This window comes from Oceanobacillus polygoni (genome assembly GCF_008304605.1).
Taxonomy (GTDB): Bacteria; Bacillota; Bacilli; order Bacillales; family Amphibacillaceae; genus Oceanobacillus; species Oceanobacillus polygoni.
Genome location: NZ_PIJY01000035.1, coordinates 36093 through 51901 on the forward strand (window position 1 = coordinate 36093; position 15809 = coordinate 51901).

Below are 15809 nucleotides of genomic sequence, written 5' to 3' on the forward strand. Positions count from 1 at the left end.
ATGCTGCTCCAGTAGTCGCAACATTCTCTTTTTCCTTATAGAGGTAATTATATATCATTCATCCCAGCTTGGAATTACAGAACCTTGAAATTCTTCTTCAATAAATGCTTTCACTTCATCGGATTGGTATGCTTCAATGAATTTTTCAACGGCGAGGTCATTTTCATTTTCGGCACGTACGACGATAAAGTTTACATATGGTGAGTTGGTGGATTCTAAAAGAATAGAATCTTCTTTTGGATTGATTCCTGCGCCTAAAGCGAAATTCGTATTAATTGCTGCTGCATCGACTTCACTGAGTTGCTTTGGAATTTGTGCAGCGTCTAACTCAATAAATTCCAAGTTCTTCGGATTATCTATGACATCATGGATGGAAGCAGTCTCTTTCTTGCCTTCTTCCAATGAAATAATTCCCGCTTCTTCTAAAATAAATAGCGCACGACCACCGTTTGTTGGATCATTTGGTAGACCAAATGTTGCTCCATCAGGTAGATCATCCATGCTTTCGTATGTTTCTGAATAAACACCCATTGGGTTCAAAATAGTTTTACCAACAGGTACTAAATCAGTACCATGGTCATCATTAAATTGATCTAGGAATGGCTCATGCTGATAGCTATTCACATCCAAATCACCTTCGGATAATGCGGTGTTTGGTAATACATAGTCAGAGAATACTTTTAGTTCCACCTCAAGTCCGTTTTCTGCAGCAACCTCAGCAGCAGCTTCCACAATTTGTTCATGTGGACCAGCAGTAACCCCAACTACTATTTTATCCTCGTTGAGTGTAGTAGTGTTGCCAGAAGCATTATCGCCACAAGCTACAAGTATTCCAGCTAGTAAAATAATTGATAAAACTAACCCTAAATTTTTCATTTTATTACCCCCTGTAGTATTACTAGTAATAGAAAAGCCCCTCTTTAATTAAGAAAGAGAGGCTTGTAGTTACTACAGAGGTCCTCTCTCATCTTTCAAAACGTTACGTTTTGCAGGATTTAGCACCTTTCTATGTTTTTCACATAAAAGGTTGCCGAGCTTCATCGGGCCAGTCCCTCAGCTACTCTTGATAAGAGATGTCAGCTATTCGATTCTATTTATATAAATTAACGTATAATTGTAATTCAGTCAATACTTATTTTATTTATTGTTGCAATTCTTTTATGATTCCCCTTATTATTATGATAATTGTAATTTTCTGTTTAGTGGTGAGGAGAGATGAATCATGACATTGTGTCGTGCACATTATGCAAAAGGGAAAACAGGAACAGTTCTTGCAGCGAGGTTATTAGCTGGAACAGATCTTTTAACAGGTATTGAGCAGTTGTGTCATGAAAATGATATGGAAGCTGCTGTAATTAATAGTTGTTTTGGTAGTTTCAAGCAAGCAGGTTATTTATATTTAGTACCAAATAGTCAATCAAAAGTTGGTGCTGGCTATGGAGAGATACAGGTAAGGCAAGGCCCAATTGAATTCTTGCAAGGAACAGGAGTTGTATGTCGGCGTGATGGTGAATTTGATATCCACTTTCATGGTACGATGTGTGATCAAGAAGGAAATGTATTCGGTGGTCATCTTGTAAAAGGGGAGAATCCTGTTATTACAGTAGATCTCGTTCTTACCGCTGTTGAGGGGATGAGCTTTCATCGGAAGTATGACGAGGAAACAGGTGGGAATCAATTTTATCCTGTCAAACATGGAGAGGTAGCAACATATACGTTATTGAAAAAAACCGTAAGTTAGTCTTTTCGGAGTAAGGATTGGCATAGACCTGTTGTTTGTAATAATGGTACATTATAAAAAGGCGACCTTAACCGAGCTATGATTTTAAGATCGCCTAACCTATACAGCTTGTTTAGGAGAAAATATTTAGTTTTTCAATTCGCTTAACTGCTTCCTTGATACGCTCTTCATCAACGAGTAAGCCAATCCGAATATATCCCTCACCGAATGATCCGAAGCCATTACCAGCAGCAACTGCAACATCTGCCTTTTCTAATAGAAAATCGGCGAACACCTCACTTGTAAAGCCCTTCGGAACTGGTAGCCAGGCAAAGAAGGAGCCTTTTGGAGCCGCAACTTCCCAACCAATTCGTTCACATTCAGCTATTAATACATTTCTACGACCTTCATAAAGGGAGACTAGTGCATCAACACACGCTTGGTCATCTGATAACGCGATTGCTGCAGCATGCTGTACAGCGGGGAAAATACTAACAAATAAGTGATCTTGTAATAGATTAATGGCCTCTATTATTTCTCTATTACCTACTGCAAATCCAACACGCCAGCCAGCCATATTATACGTTTTTGATAATGTATAGAGTTCAATTCCAATATCCTTTGCTCCATCTGCCTCCATAAAGCTAACCGGCTTATTGCCGTCGAAACCAATCGCTCCATAAGCAAAGTCATGTACGATTCCAATGGAATGTTCTTTACCTAGCTTAACCGTTTCTTCGAAAAATGATTTCGAGGCAGTAGCACCAGTAGGATTATTGGGATAATTTAAATAGAGTAGTTTTGCTTCTTCTAATTGCTTAGAACTGAGCTTATCATAGTCCGGTAAGAAATTATTTTCACGGAGCAATGGCATTACTTCATGACGTACATTTGCTAATCCGACACCAGATAGATAATCTGGATAGCCAGGATCAGGTAGTAATAGTAATTCTTTGTCATTCATTAAAGCGAGTGGTAATTCTACTAATCCAATCTTCGTTCCAAATAAGACAGCCACTTCCGATTCTGGATCCAAGTCGACATTGTATTCTCTTTTATAAAAATCCGCCGCAGCTTGTTTTAACTCTGTTGTTCCACGGAATGGGGAGTATTTATGTGTATTCGGTTCTGCTGAAGATTGCTGTAATGCTTTAACAATGTGAGAAGGGGTTGGTTGGTCGGGATTTCCCTGTCCCAGATTAATAACATCTCGACCTTCTGCATATGCTGCTGTAACTTTTTGTACAAGGGTTGCAAAAAATTGAGCAGGTAACCCTTTTAACCGATTCGAAAATTCCATTGATATAACCTTCTTTACTAGTAAGTTGAATTGTTGAGTAAATTCTATAATCTTTTAATGAATCTGTCTAGAGATGAAACATTTGTCGTATCATAAAATCAATTGTAGTTAATCTGTTTTCATTTTTGAAAAATATTAAAATAAATTCTGTAATATATTGCATTTTTGTTAGGGAAATAGTATGATTATCAACATCAATCAAATGAACTTAGCTCACTTAAATTGTCGAAAGATTTAATATAATGTACGAGCTTAATTTGCAACTAAGGGGGAACTATTGATGGATAATAAAATATCTTTTTCATCATATTTAGCAATTGGTTTTATGTTGTTTGCACTATTTTTTGGAGCGGGAAACTTAATTTTCCCAGCTCAATTAGGACAGTATGCGGGGACAAGCCTTTGGCCTGCAGTCATCGGATTCTTAGTTACAGGCGTAGGGTTGCCTTTGCTTGGGATACTAGCAATGGGATTCTCTGGTAGTAATAACCTGCAGGAGTTATCTAGCAGGGTCCATCCGGTATATGGAATCTTTTTCACGTCATTGCTTTATTTAACGATTGGGCCGTTCTTTGCAGCCCCAAGAACAGGAACTGTAGCTTATGAGGTTGGAATTGCACCATTTATAAGTGAGGGTGCACAGCAGTCTGGTTTACTTATTTTCACACTTCTATTTTTTGCGATAACACTTTTGTTTTCGTTGTTTCCGGGGAAAATTGTTGATAATGTAGGAAAAATATTGTCACCTGCACTAGTTGCATTGATTGTTATTCTTCTTCTGGTTGTTATATTCAATCCAATGGGAGCATTGCAGCCCCCGCAGGAAGCTTATCAAAGTGGCGCATTTGCTAAAGGCTTCTTAGAAGGATATAACACAATGGATGCTTTAGCTTCACTTGTATTTGGAATTATCGTAATTAATGCTATTCGTGCGTTGGGAGTAAAATCAAAAAGTGGAATCCTTTCTGCGACAGCAAAAACGGGAATTATTGCGATTTCACTACTAGGAATTATTTATGTTGGGATCGCGGTTCTAGGAGCAACGAGTACAGAGACATTAGGTATATTTGATACCGGTGGTCCAGTACTAAGTGGTGCTGCATCTTATTATTTCGGAGCGTTTGGGTCTGTCATGCTAGCAGTGATGATTATCCTTGCTTGTTTGACAACAGCAATTGGTTTGATAACAGCGAACGCAGAATATTTCAACACATTATTTCCAAAGATTAGCTACAAAGTGTTGGTTATATTTTTTAGTACATTAACGTTTATTATTGCAAACTTTGGATTAGCGAATATTATTACATTCTCGATCCCAGTTTTAATGTTCTTATATCCGTTAGCAATCGTATTAATGCTATTAACATTTGTTTCTCCACTATTTAACCATGCACGTATGGTATATGTTGCTACTACTGCAGTCACGTTCTTAATCAGCATCTTTGATGGCTTAATGGCACTTTGTGGTTCACTAGGTATAGACTATTTCAGCTGGATGATTCCGGTAATATCCTTCTATGAAAGAGTTCTACCGTTCTACAATGAAGGGATGGGCTGGTTGCTCCCAGCGGCAATTGTTATTATCATTACAGGTGTTATTGCTAGAGTACAAAATGTAGGTTCAACACAGGAAGTCTAAATGAAACGAAAAACCCGAATCCCACTCAAGTGGGGATCGGGTTTTTCTATGTAGACCTGGTTTTGTACTGGTGGCCGGAGGTGCTCGGAGTGATGTAAGTGGTGCTGGGTTAAGATGAACAGCTGTTCGCTTTAGTAGTGTGTGCTCGCATTAAAGCAAAAGCTGCTCGCCATAGAGATGAGCAGCTCTGAATGTGGGTAGTATAACTAAAAAGCATCCATTGTGCGGAGCCAATTCTTTTTCATGACGGTAGCAAGTGTTTCTGTATCTTTTGCCTCCATTAGTTCAATGATTCTCCAATGGTCATCAATCGACTTGTCAGTAAGTATAATGGAATTATGGAAAAATAGTCTTCGTACATGTGCTTGTAACGAATCAAGCATTCCTTGAATATAGGTATTGCCTGTTGTATCAACAATAATTTTATGAAATTGTTCATCGACTTTTAAGGCAGAATAATAATTTTCTGACTTAATTGCGTCGGAAAATTGTTGATTTGTTTTCTTTAGTAATTCCAACGTTTCATGAGACAAATTAGCAACTGCTAATTCTGCTGATAATGACTGTAATACTGCTAAGGGTGGAAGGATATCTTTAATTGATTCCTTTTCTATCTCGGTAACCTGGGTTGCCTTTCCGGGATACATTTTTACAAAGCCTTGTGATTCCAGCAACTGTAAGGACTCTCGAATAGGGGTCCTACTGACACCTAATGCTTTAGCAAGTTCCGTGTCGTTTAATTTTTCCCCTGGAAGTAAGGTACCGTCTATAATCCATTGTTGAAGTTGATTGAATGCGTTTTCCTTAGCGGATAGACGAACAGGTTTTAAATGATCAGTTGGTATTGGCAATGCAGTTCACACCTTCCAGAAAAAATTAAATAGCATATTATTGAGTATACATGAAAATACCTCATTTTGGAATATGTAATATATCGCATATGGTAAATTAGAAATGAAACGCAAGATTAAATCTATGAGAAAAGAAAGAAACAGGCTACTATACTCAGCCTGTTCATTCGTTGTTATTCAGTATTGTATTTATGAAAGCTGTCCAATCAACTATCCTAGGGATATCCTGCAGATGGCGATTATAGCTTTGATCCTTTACATAGACCTTTGTAGAGCCGTTAACTAATGTATCAAGAACGGCTGGTTTATCATCTACGTAATAATCTAGCTCAAGCTCCTTGATAATATCCAGCTTTTCTTCATCTTGCATGCCATAGAAAAATCGCTTGTCATCAACAGGGAATCCTTGCTGTTTCATCCAGGCTTTCGTTCGTTCGCCATGTTCTTTTGGTCTTGCGGTAATATAGTAAACTTCATGACCAGCATTGACAAGTGCCTGCAGGGCTTTCACAGCACCAGGGAAAATCGGACATGACGTATAGTAGATTTCCTCCAAGGAGCTGTTCCACATTTCTTTTCCTTCATCGTCCGTTAATCCAAATGCTTCATGGATTTCTACACGTGAAATGTTTTGGAATACATCAAGTTCGACCGTTTGTTTCAATTTTTTATTATAGAGATGGAAGGCATGCTCCCGTAAATTAATGAGTGTATCATCAATATCAAAACCAAATTTCACCTTATCATTCCTTAGCTATTTATTATCGTAGTACGGGTAACCGATAAATTTAAAATCCTGTCCAATCCGCTGAATGTCTGTATCGATTAAGTCAACAGCATCGGTCATTTGATCGACCCCTGTTCCTTCTAAAAAGGTTGGCGCATTTTTACCGCCAATTAACTTTGGTGCAAAATAGAGGATTACTTTGTCGACAAGCTTATTCTCCAGAAATGCTGCATTTATATTGCCGCCGCCCTCAATAAATAGAGAAGAGACCCCTTTTTCACCAAGCATCGTTACAACGTCCAGTGGATTTACATGTTCGGTGCCACTTGTTTCTATAACAATTATATTTAAGTCCTCTAACACTTTGCGTTTCTCTTTGTCATAGCTCTGGCTAGTAAAGATAATTGTTTCTGCTTGTTTGTCCGTGATAACCTGAGCTTCCAGTGGAATTCTTAAGCTGGAATCCATAACGATACGGATGGGGTTTCTTCCATTTGGAATCCGGGCAGTTAGTGCAGGGTCATCCTTAAGTACGGTATTAATTCCAACAAGGATAGCCATGTTTTCGCTTCGCAGCTGATGAACATCATATCTTGCTTCCTCGGATGTTATCCATTTACTGCTGAATGTATGGGAAGCAACTTTTCCATCCAAGGTGATTCCAGCCTTTAATGTGACAAACGGTTTTTTCGTTACAATGAATTTATTAAAAACCTCATTCATCTTACGTGCTTCGTCCTTCATCACACCGGTAACGACTTCGATTCCTGCATCTTCTAAAATTTTCACACCATTGCCAGCAACAATCGGATTTGGGTCAAGTGTTGCTATGACGACCTTCTTAATTCCAGCTTCGACGATTGCGACTGCACATGGACCAGTTTTGCCATGATGGGAACAAGGCTCAAGCGTAACATAAATAGTGCCGCCTTTTGCCTGATCACCAGCCATTCGCAAAGCGTTTATTTCAGCGTGGGCTTCGCCAGCCTTTAGGTGTGCTCCAACACCAACGATACGATTATCATTAACGATGACAGAACCTACAAGGGGATTTGGGTCGGTTTGTCCTTTCATGGCTTGGGCATTTTTCAAGGCCAGATCCATATAAAATGCATCGTTAGTCATTCAAGCAAGTCCTTTCTTCTTTGAGATGTCCGGATTTTATAACCTTTGTTTGCAAGTACTTTTCATTGTACTCCGAAACGTCTCCCCAAAGTGGTGTACGTCCAGATACATGCATTCCAGCGTTTTCCAATGCTTCTAACTTTAATGGATTATTTGTAATTAATGTTACTGGCTTTGTACGTAATGTTTTTAGAACACGAATAGCATCATCGTAGTTTCTTGAATCATTAACAAATCCAAGCTGTTCATTCGCTTCTACCGTGTCATAACCATTTTCCTGCAGAACATAAGCCATTGCTTTACTAAATAGACCAATACCTCTACCTTCATGGTTCGCTAAATAGAATAATGCCCCAGTGCCGTGCTCTTTAATTTTTTTCAAGGATTCTTTTAATTGGAAGCCACAATCACAGCGTTTACTGCCAAAAATATCACCAGTGTGGCAAATGGAGTGCATGCGGATTAGCGCATCGTCTGCACCCTCAAAATCACCATAAACAAGGACGCTGGATTGTTGGAATTCAGCTAGGTTTGCGGTAGCTAATTTATCCATTATTTTTTGGTAATCCTCCGTAACTTCCTCGCAATTCAACCAGCAGTACCACTGAAAGATAACAGTTTCTCCATATAAATTCACAGGAAGCTGGATAGGTCCTACTAAATATATAGCTCGATCCTCAGATCGTATTAATTCAATTTTATCTTTTAAAATAGAAAATGCTTTTGATTCTAGGTTTATTTGTCCCATTGTAAAATCTCCTTTCACTTTCATTTAGTATAATTAAAAAAGACTCTGGCTTCAATTTTATTTTCTCGGATTGTATTTTTTAAAACTCTAGCTTCCTTATCGTCTTGAAATAGGATTGTATCGATTAGTATATGCAATCGTCGTAATAGATGTTAGTTTTTTGCTAATTCGTAAAGAGTAATAAATCCCCAGAGTCTTTTTCCTGCAATTGAATAATTATCAAATGATTTAGGGAATGTAAAGTTTTCTAATAAAATACTGCATTTAAGTTTCAAATATTGTAGTTTGGGGATATTATAAAAAAGGCAAGTCTAAAATTTTTAGGAGGAGATGAAGTGGTCGAATTAAGAGAAGCAAAATATGGAAAAGAAGTGTATGTTGAAGAAAATCCATTATCTCGGTGGTTATTTTCAAATACGAAGTCTGCTTGGATTTGGCTCATATTACGTATCTATATTGGTTACACATGGGTTACTTCTGGCTTTGGAAAAGTCACAAATGATGCATGGACAGGTTCAAATGCAGGTGTTGCTCTTGAGGGTTATATGACAGGAGTGATGTCCCTAGCTGAAGAAGGTGGTGTTGCAGGATGGTATGCTTGGTTCCTGGAGAGTTTCGTCATTCCGAATGCGACAGTAGTTTCTTATATGGTAGCTTGGGGAGAATTGTTAGTTGGACTAGGATTAATTGTTGGTTTCTTAACAGGAATTGCTGCGTTTTTTGGTGCACTTATGAACATTTCTTTCTTACTCGCAGGTACAGTTAGTTCGAATCCAGTGATGCTACTGATTGCAATGCTATTAGTGTTGGCTTGGAAGGTTGCTGGTTGGTATGGTGTAGACCGCTGGGCATTGCCGAAGCTAGGTACACCATGGAGAATAAAGCGCGAATAGAATAATATCTATTAGTTAGACTTTTAGGTAGGCGGTTAAGTTATTACATGACTTGACCGCTTTTTTGTGTAGTCATTATGGCTTGTGTTTTAAAGGAAATCTTGCTAGAATAATTAACTGACGACCGTTCGTGAGTCGAAGGAGGGATAAAGGATGTCTGCTGAAAAAATAAAAGAAGCTGCGATGCACTATTTTGCGACACAAGGCTATGAGGGAACTTCTTTATCGCAAATTGCCGAGAAAGTAGGAATAAAAAAGCAGTCCATCTATTCGCATTTTAGTGGAAAGGATGACCTGTTTTTACAAGTTTTAGATAATACATTGCAGCAAGAGATTCATGATTTAAATACGAAATTAAAACATCTTCGTACAAGCTCGTTAAAGGAAACACTGTATCAATTAATCGAGGATCTTATGAGTAGGTATGAACATAGCGAGCATATGAAATTTTGGTTACGTATGTCCTATTATCCGCCAATGCATCTGTATGAAAAAGTAAATGATGCTATCTATCAACATGATGCAGAAGAAAGGAAGCTTTTTTTATCCTTATTTAAAAAAGCAATAGATGATAATGTGCTGAAGAATAGAAAACCAGAGCATGTTACAATCGCGTTTATCGCTTTACTTAATGCGATAACGGTTGAACTGGTTTATGGTGGTGTAGAACGGGCGCGTGAGGTTGTTAATCCATCATGGGAGATTTTCTGGGATGGAATTGCGCGCTATTCGGAAGGGGATGGAATATGACAGCTAAGCAAACGGATTTTTTACATACGGAACCAGTTGGCAAAATATTCATGAAATACCTAATCCCATCTTTAATAGGTATGCTAGTTATGGCATTGAATTTAGTTATTGATGGAATTATGGTTGGAAATCGTCTTGGAGCAGTTGCGCTAGCTGGAGTTGGAATTGCTTCGCCGGTGTATACAATTTTTGTTGCAATGTCACTTTGGATTGGAATAGGTGGTGCTACTTTATTTTCACAAGCAATGGGAGCGCGAAATGTAAAACAAGGACAGTTTATTTTTACACATTCCATTGTTCTAATTGCTGTATGTACGCTTCTTATTGGATTGACCGCCTTTATTTTTCAAGAGAGCCTAACGTATGCGCTTGGGGCAAACGAAGAAACGTTTCCTTTTGCTAATGATTATTTAAGAGTGATGCTCTTATTTGGATTTGTTTTTACCGTAGAAAATGCATTAAGCACCTTTATTCGAAATGATCAAAATCCAAATTTAGCAATGGTAGCTTTAGTCGTAACGGCTGTTTCCAATATAGCTATTAACTATTACATTCTCTATGTATTAAATTTAGGTGTAGCGGCAGTTGCTTTTGGAACGATTATTTCAGTAATAATTGGTTTATTTGTGATGGCGGCACACTTCTTTAGAAAAGATAATCACTTACGTTTTGTTTCGATTCGTTTTGATCGTAAACTAATTAAAAATACAATGACAGTGGGTTTCCCAAGCTTTTTAGCAGAAGTAGGTATTTCTGTCTTTACGGTCGCCTATAATGTTACGCTGGCACGCATTGCTGGAACGGCCGGAGTTGCAGCTTTTTCTGTCTTAAATTATGTGCATAGTGTCATGCTCATGCTATTTCTAGGAATGGGTGCAGCCGTGCAACCACTCGTCAGTTATTATCACGGTGCAAAGATGCCAGAAAGAATAAGTCAGACAATGAAGATAGCTTTAGTTGTAGCTAGTATTTCTGGGCTTGTAGCATTTGTTATTGGTCAAATCGGTGCAAGACAGATCGTCGGGATTTTTGGTGATTTCTCAGAAGAAGTTGTGGATATTGCGATAACTGGGGTACGTCTATTCTTTATTGCTTATCTCTTTATGGGAATTAACTTCGTCATGATGAGTTATTTCCAATCGATTGCACAAATACGAATGGCGACTTGGATTACTGCCTCAAGGGAAATTATTTTTATGATGATTTTTATCTTGATTCTGCCACTATTTCTTGGGATTCATGGTGTATGGCTTTCGATACCGTTTGCTGAGTTCATTGTGATGGTAACGATTTTTCTATATGCACGTAAAAGTCGGGAGTTTTCGGGAAGCTAAAGGGAACTATTTTCTCATAAGTACGTATAATTATATATAACACGTGTAAGAGGATGGTTTTATGACAAAGGATTATGAAATGAAAGCATACGAAGAGGTCCAGACATGGCGTCTAAAAGTAATGAAGCGGTCTGGAATGTTCAATAAATTATCGAAACAAGCACAAAAAAAAATAAATAGTTGGATTCCAGAGAAAGTACATCTAATCGTTACAGATAGTATTAAACATATGGTAAAGGCAACATTAGTCGGTTCGAATTTGACAACGAAGAAGCAACTTGCAATAACTGGCGGTCTTTATGAGCGGGACGAGCTTTTAAAGGAAAAGCATACTGCGTACCGTAAAACGGCAGTAATTGAAGGGGCAGGCACTGGGGCTGGTGGAATTTTACTTGGAGCTGCGGATTTTCCATTGCTCTTGTCCATTAAAATGAAATTCCTTTTTGAGGCAGCAGCGGTTTATGGATTTGATACGAGTAAATATGAGGAGCGTTTATTTCTTCTCCATATTTTTCAGCTTGCATTCTCTAGTGAAGACAAGCGAAGAGAGACATTATTTATTGTAGAGAATTGGGATGAACAAAAGGAAAAGCTTGTTGACATGGACTGGCGTGTTTTCCAACAAGAATATCGGGATCATATTGATTTAATTAAGATGTTTCAATTAATTCCTGGCTTCGGTGCAATTGTCGGTGCCTATGCCAATTACAATCTGATGGATCAGCTGGCGGAAACGGCGATGAATGTATATCGAATGCGAGTTTTAGATGCAGGACGCCCATTGGACTATTAGTTTAGTGGAGTTAATCTTAGAAAATAGTAATAAACGAAAATGGGGGAGCATATTGGAACAGACACAGCAATCTATTTATACACCACCAAAGCATATCGTTTCAGCAGCAACAATTGTAATCAATGATCAACAGGAAATTTTATTAATTAAAGGGCCGAGAAGAGGTTGGGAAATGCCTGGTGGACAAGTTGAAGAAGGAGAACCTTTAAAGGTGGCTGCAATTCGAGAAACAAAAGAGGAGTCCGGGATTGATATAGAAATAATAAAATTCTGTGGGATTTTTCAAAATGTAACAAAGTCAATTTGTAATACGCTCTTTTTAGCAAAGCCAGTCGGTGGGAAATTAGCGACCTCTCCAGAAAGCCTAGAAGTAGGATTCTTCCCGATTGAACAAGCTCTAGGCATGGTGACTTGGCATAAATTCAAACAACGTATTGAATATTGCTTGGATGAAAAAACGCATCCATTTCTTATTGAATTTTAAAAAGCTCAGGGGCATGCACTGAGCTTTTTATGTGTTTTCATAATCGTTTTTCCTCTCGCCAACAATTCCGTAAAAGAATAGCTTTGTAAGATCCTCTGATATCGGGAGTAGTGTATGGACAATATCATCGCGTTGCATATACTCCTGAAACATCTGTAAATAAAACAGTATGGCTTCATTTGATAAAGATGGATCAATAAATCCTTGATTCTTTCCATCATTTACAAATTCAATTAAGAGTGGTAATCCTTCTTTTATATAAACCTCTTCCACATAGCTTTGTCCAGTTGCATAATCCTTTAGAAGATCTTGGTAAAATTGATTATTTGTCGAACTGTTTGCCATATTTTTTTCAAAGGAAATCAATTGTTTAATTTTCTCTTCATAGGGAAGTTCACTAGTGAGTAGATGCTTCATTTCATCCCATATTTGGTCAACATAATACTGAAACGTGTGTTGAACCAGGTTGCTTTTACTTTCAAAATAATTATAAATCGTAACCTGAGAAACGCTAGCTTCCTTTGCGATTTCAGCTATAGAAACTTTCTGTACCCCATACTTTATAAATAAAGCGATTGCGGCTTCAATAATATCCTTTTTCTTCTGCTCTCTACGGCGTTCAAATCCGTCCATGTTGTTCACCTCATTAGTAGTGTAATCAAAATTATGTAATAAAACAATAAACATCTTTCATAAATTAGTTGCGTAATGGATTATTTATGTATATTATGAACTATATAAGTTAAAATATTTCATAACTAGAAGAGGAGAATGAAATATGCCAATTTTAAAAGCAACGGGATTAACGAAGCGATTTGGAAAATTTACTGCCTTAGATGGGGTAGATATGGAGTTAAATAAAGGAGAAGTATATGGATTTATTGGGCCTAATGGTGCGGGGAAATCGACGACGATTCGAATTTTACTTGGGATGTTAAAGGCAACAGCAGGGGAAGCACAAATTTTTGGGAAAGACGTATGGAAAGATGCTGTCGAGCTGCATAAGCAAATTGCGTACGTTCCTGGAGATGTAAACCTATGGCCGAATTTAACAGGTGGTGAAGTAATTGATCTCTTTATGAAGATGCGCGGGGCTCCGAATCAAGGGAGAAGAGAAGAGCTGATTGAGCGGTTTAAATTTGATCCAACGAAAAAAAGCCGAACCTATTCAAAAGGGAACCGGCAGAAGGTAGCGTTGATTGCGGCATTTGCATCGGATGCGGATTTGTATATTTTAGATGAGCCAACATCAGGGCTTGATCCATTGATGGAGCGGATATTTCAAGATTGTGTGCAGGAAGCGAAAGATGCGGGGAAGAGTGTACTGCTTTCGAGTCATATTTTATCAGAAGTAGAAAGATTATGTGATCGAGTTGGGATTATTCGGCAAGGTCAAATAATTGAACGAGGGACATTAGATGAATTGCGGCACCTTACACGGACAAATTTAACGATTCAAACGAAGGAAACGATTACGAATTTGGATGAATTCGTTGGGATTCATAACCTGGAAAAAGAGGGGCACAATCTATCCTTCCAAGTTGATACAGAGGAGATGGATGCCATAATCCGTCATATTAGTCAATTTGGGATTATTAAATTGGAAAGCGCACCTCCAACCTTAGAAGACTTATTTATGCGCCATTATCAAGGTGAGGAGCAAACGTCTTCAGGGACAGGAGGGTCCAGGTAATGTCTCAAAAGCTTTTTACTGGAACAGGTTATTTAACGAAATTAATGATGAGGCAAAATCGTTTTAAGCTATTCTTATGGCTAGTCGGATTAATTGCAGTAACGCTAGCGACAGCTGTTTCATATCCTGATATCTACCCAGATGAACAAGCTCGAGCTGCTTTTGTTTTTACAATGGAAAATCCAGCGATGATTGCAATGCTTGGAGTTGGTTATGAAGATTATGCAACCATTGGGGCTTTATTTGCACATGAAATGTTACTTTTTACGGCGATTGCAGTTGCAATCATGAATATTTTACTCGTCGGACGAAGTACACGGGCAGATGAGGAGGATGGTCGTGTAGAGCTGATCCGTTCCTTGCCAGTTGGCCGTTTAGCTTATTTGAATGCTGCGGCAATTGTTGCAGTTGTAACAAATGTTTTAGTAGCGGTATTAATTGGAACGGGCATCATTCTGTTAGGTATCGATGGAATGAGTGCAGAAGGGGCCTACTTGTATGGAGCAATTCTAGGAGCGACAGGTCTTGTTTTTGCAGGATTTACTGCACTATTCTCCCAGCTTTCTGAAACTTCTAGAGGTTCTACGATGCTTTCGTTTGGGACTTTAATTGCGGCGTACCTCGTACGAGCAAGTGGGGATGTCAGTAGTGAGGCACTTTCGCTTGTATCTCCACTTGGATGGACAGTAAGGACGGAAGTATTTGTAGAAAACTATTGGTGGCCCGTTTATGCCATGCTAGCTGTTGCGATTGTTTTAGGACTGGTAGCCTTTTATTTGAATGCGATTCGTGATCTTGAATCTGGATTTATCCCAGAACGAGCAGGTAAACGAAATGCGTCTGCCTTTTTACAAACAACAATGGGGCTGGCCTTTAGACTACAGCGAACAAACCTGATCGCTTGGGCAATTGGTATTTTTCTGCTTAGTGCTTCATTCGGCGCCATTTTAGGCGATTTAGAAGTATATTTTACCGATAATGAGTTTGTGCAAGCCTTCTTAGCTGAAAGCGGAGATACTTCCATGATGGAACAGTTTATTGTGCTGCTAATGGCAATTATGGCATTGATTAGTACGGTTCCCGTTGTGATGGCAGTGATGAAGTTGAAAAGTGAGGAGAATAAGCATCTGACGGAAAATTATTATAGTCGTGCTGTTTCACGTTCGCGCTTATTAGGAAGCTATGTTTGTCTTAGTATGATTGTAAGCTTTGTTATGCAGGCGCTTGTCGCGATTGGGCTTTGGTCTGTTGGGATGGTGGTTGTGGAGGATGGAATAGCATTTGACACAACGTTTGCTTCAGCGCTTGTTTATTTGCCAGCAATGTGGATTTTGATGGGGGTTGCAGTATTCTTGATCGGCATTGCTCCAAAGGCAACAGGGTTTGTCTGGCTCTATGTCATTTATAGTTTTGTTGTGATTTATCTTGGGGGATTGCTTGAATTCCCGGAGTGGGCAAACAATCTATCTGCCTTTCATCATATACCACAGATCCCTACAATGGATATGGACTATATGCGGGTTTTAATTCTGGTAGTTATTGCGATTGTACTAACTGTTATTGGATTCATTGGGTATAATCGACGAGGCATTCAAGGGTAGCTGTTAAATGGAACGCCTATTTTATCATAGTGAAAAGTGATAAAATAGGCGTTCTCATTGTTATGTGGGCATATATTGTATTTTTTTACATATATATTATTTTAGTACCTTGCAATGAACAGTACTGTGTGTTATATTTTTTATGATAGGT

Annotated in this window: 16 protein-coding genes and 1 riboswitch; of the genes, 9 read left to right on the top strand and 7 right to left on the bottom strand. The window is 38.5% G+C overall.

Annotated elements, in window-relative coordinates; translation table 11 throughout:
• Positions 1 to 54: 54 nt before the first annotated feature.
• Positions 55 to 876 carry a MetQ/NlpA family ABC transporter substrate-binding protein gene (locus tag F1560_RS17700; RefSeq protein ID WP_149475973.1) on the bottom strand — a complete coding sequence of 274 codons (822 nt, stop codon included), beginning with the start codon at positions 874 to 876 and terminating at the stop codon, positions 55 to 57.
• Positions 877 to 961: 85 nt separating this feature from the next.
• A riboswitch (SAM riboswitch) is annotated at positions 962 to 1073 on the bottom strand.
• Between the two features lie 149 nt (positions 1074 to 1222).
• Here F1560_RS17700 and F1560_RS17705 point away from each other — a divergent pair.
• Positions 1223 to 1741, top strand: a complete 519-nt coding sequence (locus tag F1560_RS17705) for a PPC domain-containing DNA-binding protein (protein ID WP_149475974.1) — start codon at positions 1223 to 1225, stop codon at positions 1739 to 1741.
• Between the two features lie 112 nt (positions 1742 to 1853).
• Here F1560_RS17705 and F1560_RS17710 read toward each other — a convergent pair whose 3' ends face one another.
• Positions 1854 to 3020 carry a pyridoxal phosphate-dependent aminotransferase gene (locus F1560_RS17710; protein ID WP_149475975.1) on the bottom strand — a complete coding sequence of 389 codons (1167 nt, stop codon included), beginning with the start codon at positions 3018 to 3020 and terminating at the stop codon, positions 1854 to 1856.
• A gap of 280 nt (positions 3021 to 3300) precedes the next feature.
• Here F1560_RS17710 and brnQ point away from each other — a divergent pair, with 280 nt between their 5' ends.
• Positions 3301 to 4659, top strand: coding sequence for a branched-chain amino acid transport system II carrier protein (gene brnQ, locus F1560_RS17715; RefSeq protein ID WP_149475976.1), 1359 nt, complete (start codon positions 3301 to 3303; stop codon positions 4657 to 4659).
• 206 nt (positions 4660 to 4865) lie between these two features.
• Here brnQ and F1560_RS17720 read toward each other — a convergent pair whose 3' ends face one another.
• The 4 genes from F1560_RS17720 to F1560_RS17735 all read right to left on the bottom strand — a co-directional run bounded on the left by F1560_RS17720 (position 4866) and on the right by F1560_RS17735 (position 8110).
• Positions 4866 to 5510: a GntR family transcriptional regulator gene (locus tag F1560_RS17720; protein ID WP_149475977.1), complete on the bottom strand. Its 645-nt coding sequence runs from the start codon at positions 5508 to 5510 to the stop codon at positions 4866 to 4868.
• 163 nt (positions 5511 to 5673) lie between these two features.
• Positions 5674 to 6249: a 5' nucleotidase, NT5C type gene (locus tag F1560_RS17725; protein WP_149475978.1), complete on the bottom strand. Its 576-nt coding sequence runs from the start codon at positions 6247 to 6249 to the stop codon at positions 5674 to 5676.
• Between the two features lie 15 nt (positions 6250 to 6264).
• Entirely contained in the window at positions 6265 to 7362 is a 1098-nt protein-coding gene (gene ribD, locus F1560_RS17730; RefSeq protein WP_149475979.1) for a bifunctional diaminohydroxyphosphoribosylaminopyrimidine deaminase/5-amino-6-(5-phosphoribosylamino)uracil reductase RibD, read from the bottom strand.
• On the bottom strand, positions 7355 to 8110 hold the full coding sequence (locus F1560_RS17735; protein ID WP_149475980.1) for a GTP cyclohydrolase II: 756 nt from the start codon (positions 8108 to 8110) through the stop codon (positions 7355 to 7357). The genes ribD and F1560_RS17735 overlap by 8 nt, the downstream gene beginning before the upstream one ends.
• 335 nt (positions 8111 to 8445) lie before the next feature.
• Between F1560_RS17735 and F1560_RS17740 the strand changes: the two genes are divergently transcribed.
• The 5 genes from F1560_RS17740 (at position 8446) to F1560_RS17760 (ending at position 12364) form a co-directional block, all read left to right on the top strand.
• Complete coding sequence (locus F1560_RS17740) at positions 8446 to 9003, top strand: DoxX family protein (protein ID WP_149475981.1); 558 nt, start codon at positions 8446 to 8448, stop codon at positions 9001 to 9003.
• Between the two features lie 153 nt (positions 9004 to 9156).
• Entirely contained in the window at positions 9157 to 9753 is a 597-nt protein-coding gene (locus F1560_RS17745; protein WP_149475982.1) for a TetR/AcrR family transcriptional regulator, read from the top strand.
• Positions 9750 to 11087, top strand: a complete 1338-nt coding sequence (locus F1560_RS17750; protein WP_149475983.1) for an MATE family efflux transporter — start codon at positions 9750 to 9752, stop codon at positions 11085 to 11087. The genes F1560_RS17745 and F1560_RS17750 overlap by 4 nt, the downstream gene beginning before the upstream one ends.
• 61 nt (positions 11088 to 11148) lie before the next feature.
• Positions 11149 to 11880 (top strand): EcsC family protein, encoded by a 732-nt coding sequence (locus F1560_RS17755; protein WP_149475984.1) that lies wholly within the window; start codon positions 11149 to 11151, stop codon positions 11878 to 11880.
• A gap of 52 nt (positions 11881 to 11932) precedes the next feature.
• Complete coding sequence (locus tag F1560_RS17760; RefSeq protein WP_149475985.1) at positions 11933 to 12364, top strand: NUDIX hydrolase; 432 nt, start codon at positions 11933 to 11935, stop codon at positions 12362 to 12364.
• 27 nt (positions 12365 to 12391) lie between these two features.
• Here F1560_RS17760 and F1560_RS17765 read toward each other — a convergent pair whose 3' ends face one another.
• Positions 12392 to 12997: a TetR/AcrR family transcriptional regulator gene (locus tag F1560_RS17765; RefSeq protein ID WP_149475986.1), complete on the bottom strand. Its 606-nt coding sequence runs from the start codon at positions 12995 to 12997 to the stop codon at positions 12392 to 12394.
• Positions 12998 to 13142: 145 nt separating this feature from the next.
• On the opposite strand from F1560_RS17765, the gene F1560_RS17770 reads away from it, so the two are divergent.
• The gene (locus F1560_RS17770) at positions 13143 to 14057 is read left to right on the top strand and encodes an ABC transporter ATP-binding protein (protein ID WP_149475987.1); all 915 of its coding nucleotides are present in this window, start codon (positions 13143 to 13145) and stop codon (positions 14055 to 14057) included.
• Positions 14057 to 15658 carry an ABC transporter permease gene (locus tag F1560_RS17775; protein ID WP_149475988.1) on the top strand — a complete coding sequence of 534 codons (1602 nt, stop codon included), beginning with the start codon at positions 14057 to 14059 and terminating at the stop codon, positions 15656 to 15658. Before F1560_RS17770 ends, F1560_RS17775 begins: the two co-directional genes overlap by 1 nt.
• Positions 15659 to 15809 lie beyond the last annotated feature (151 nt).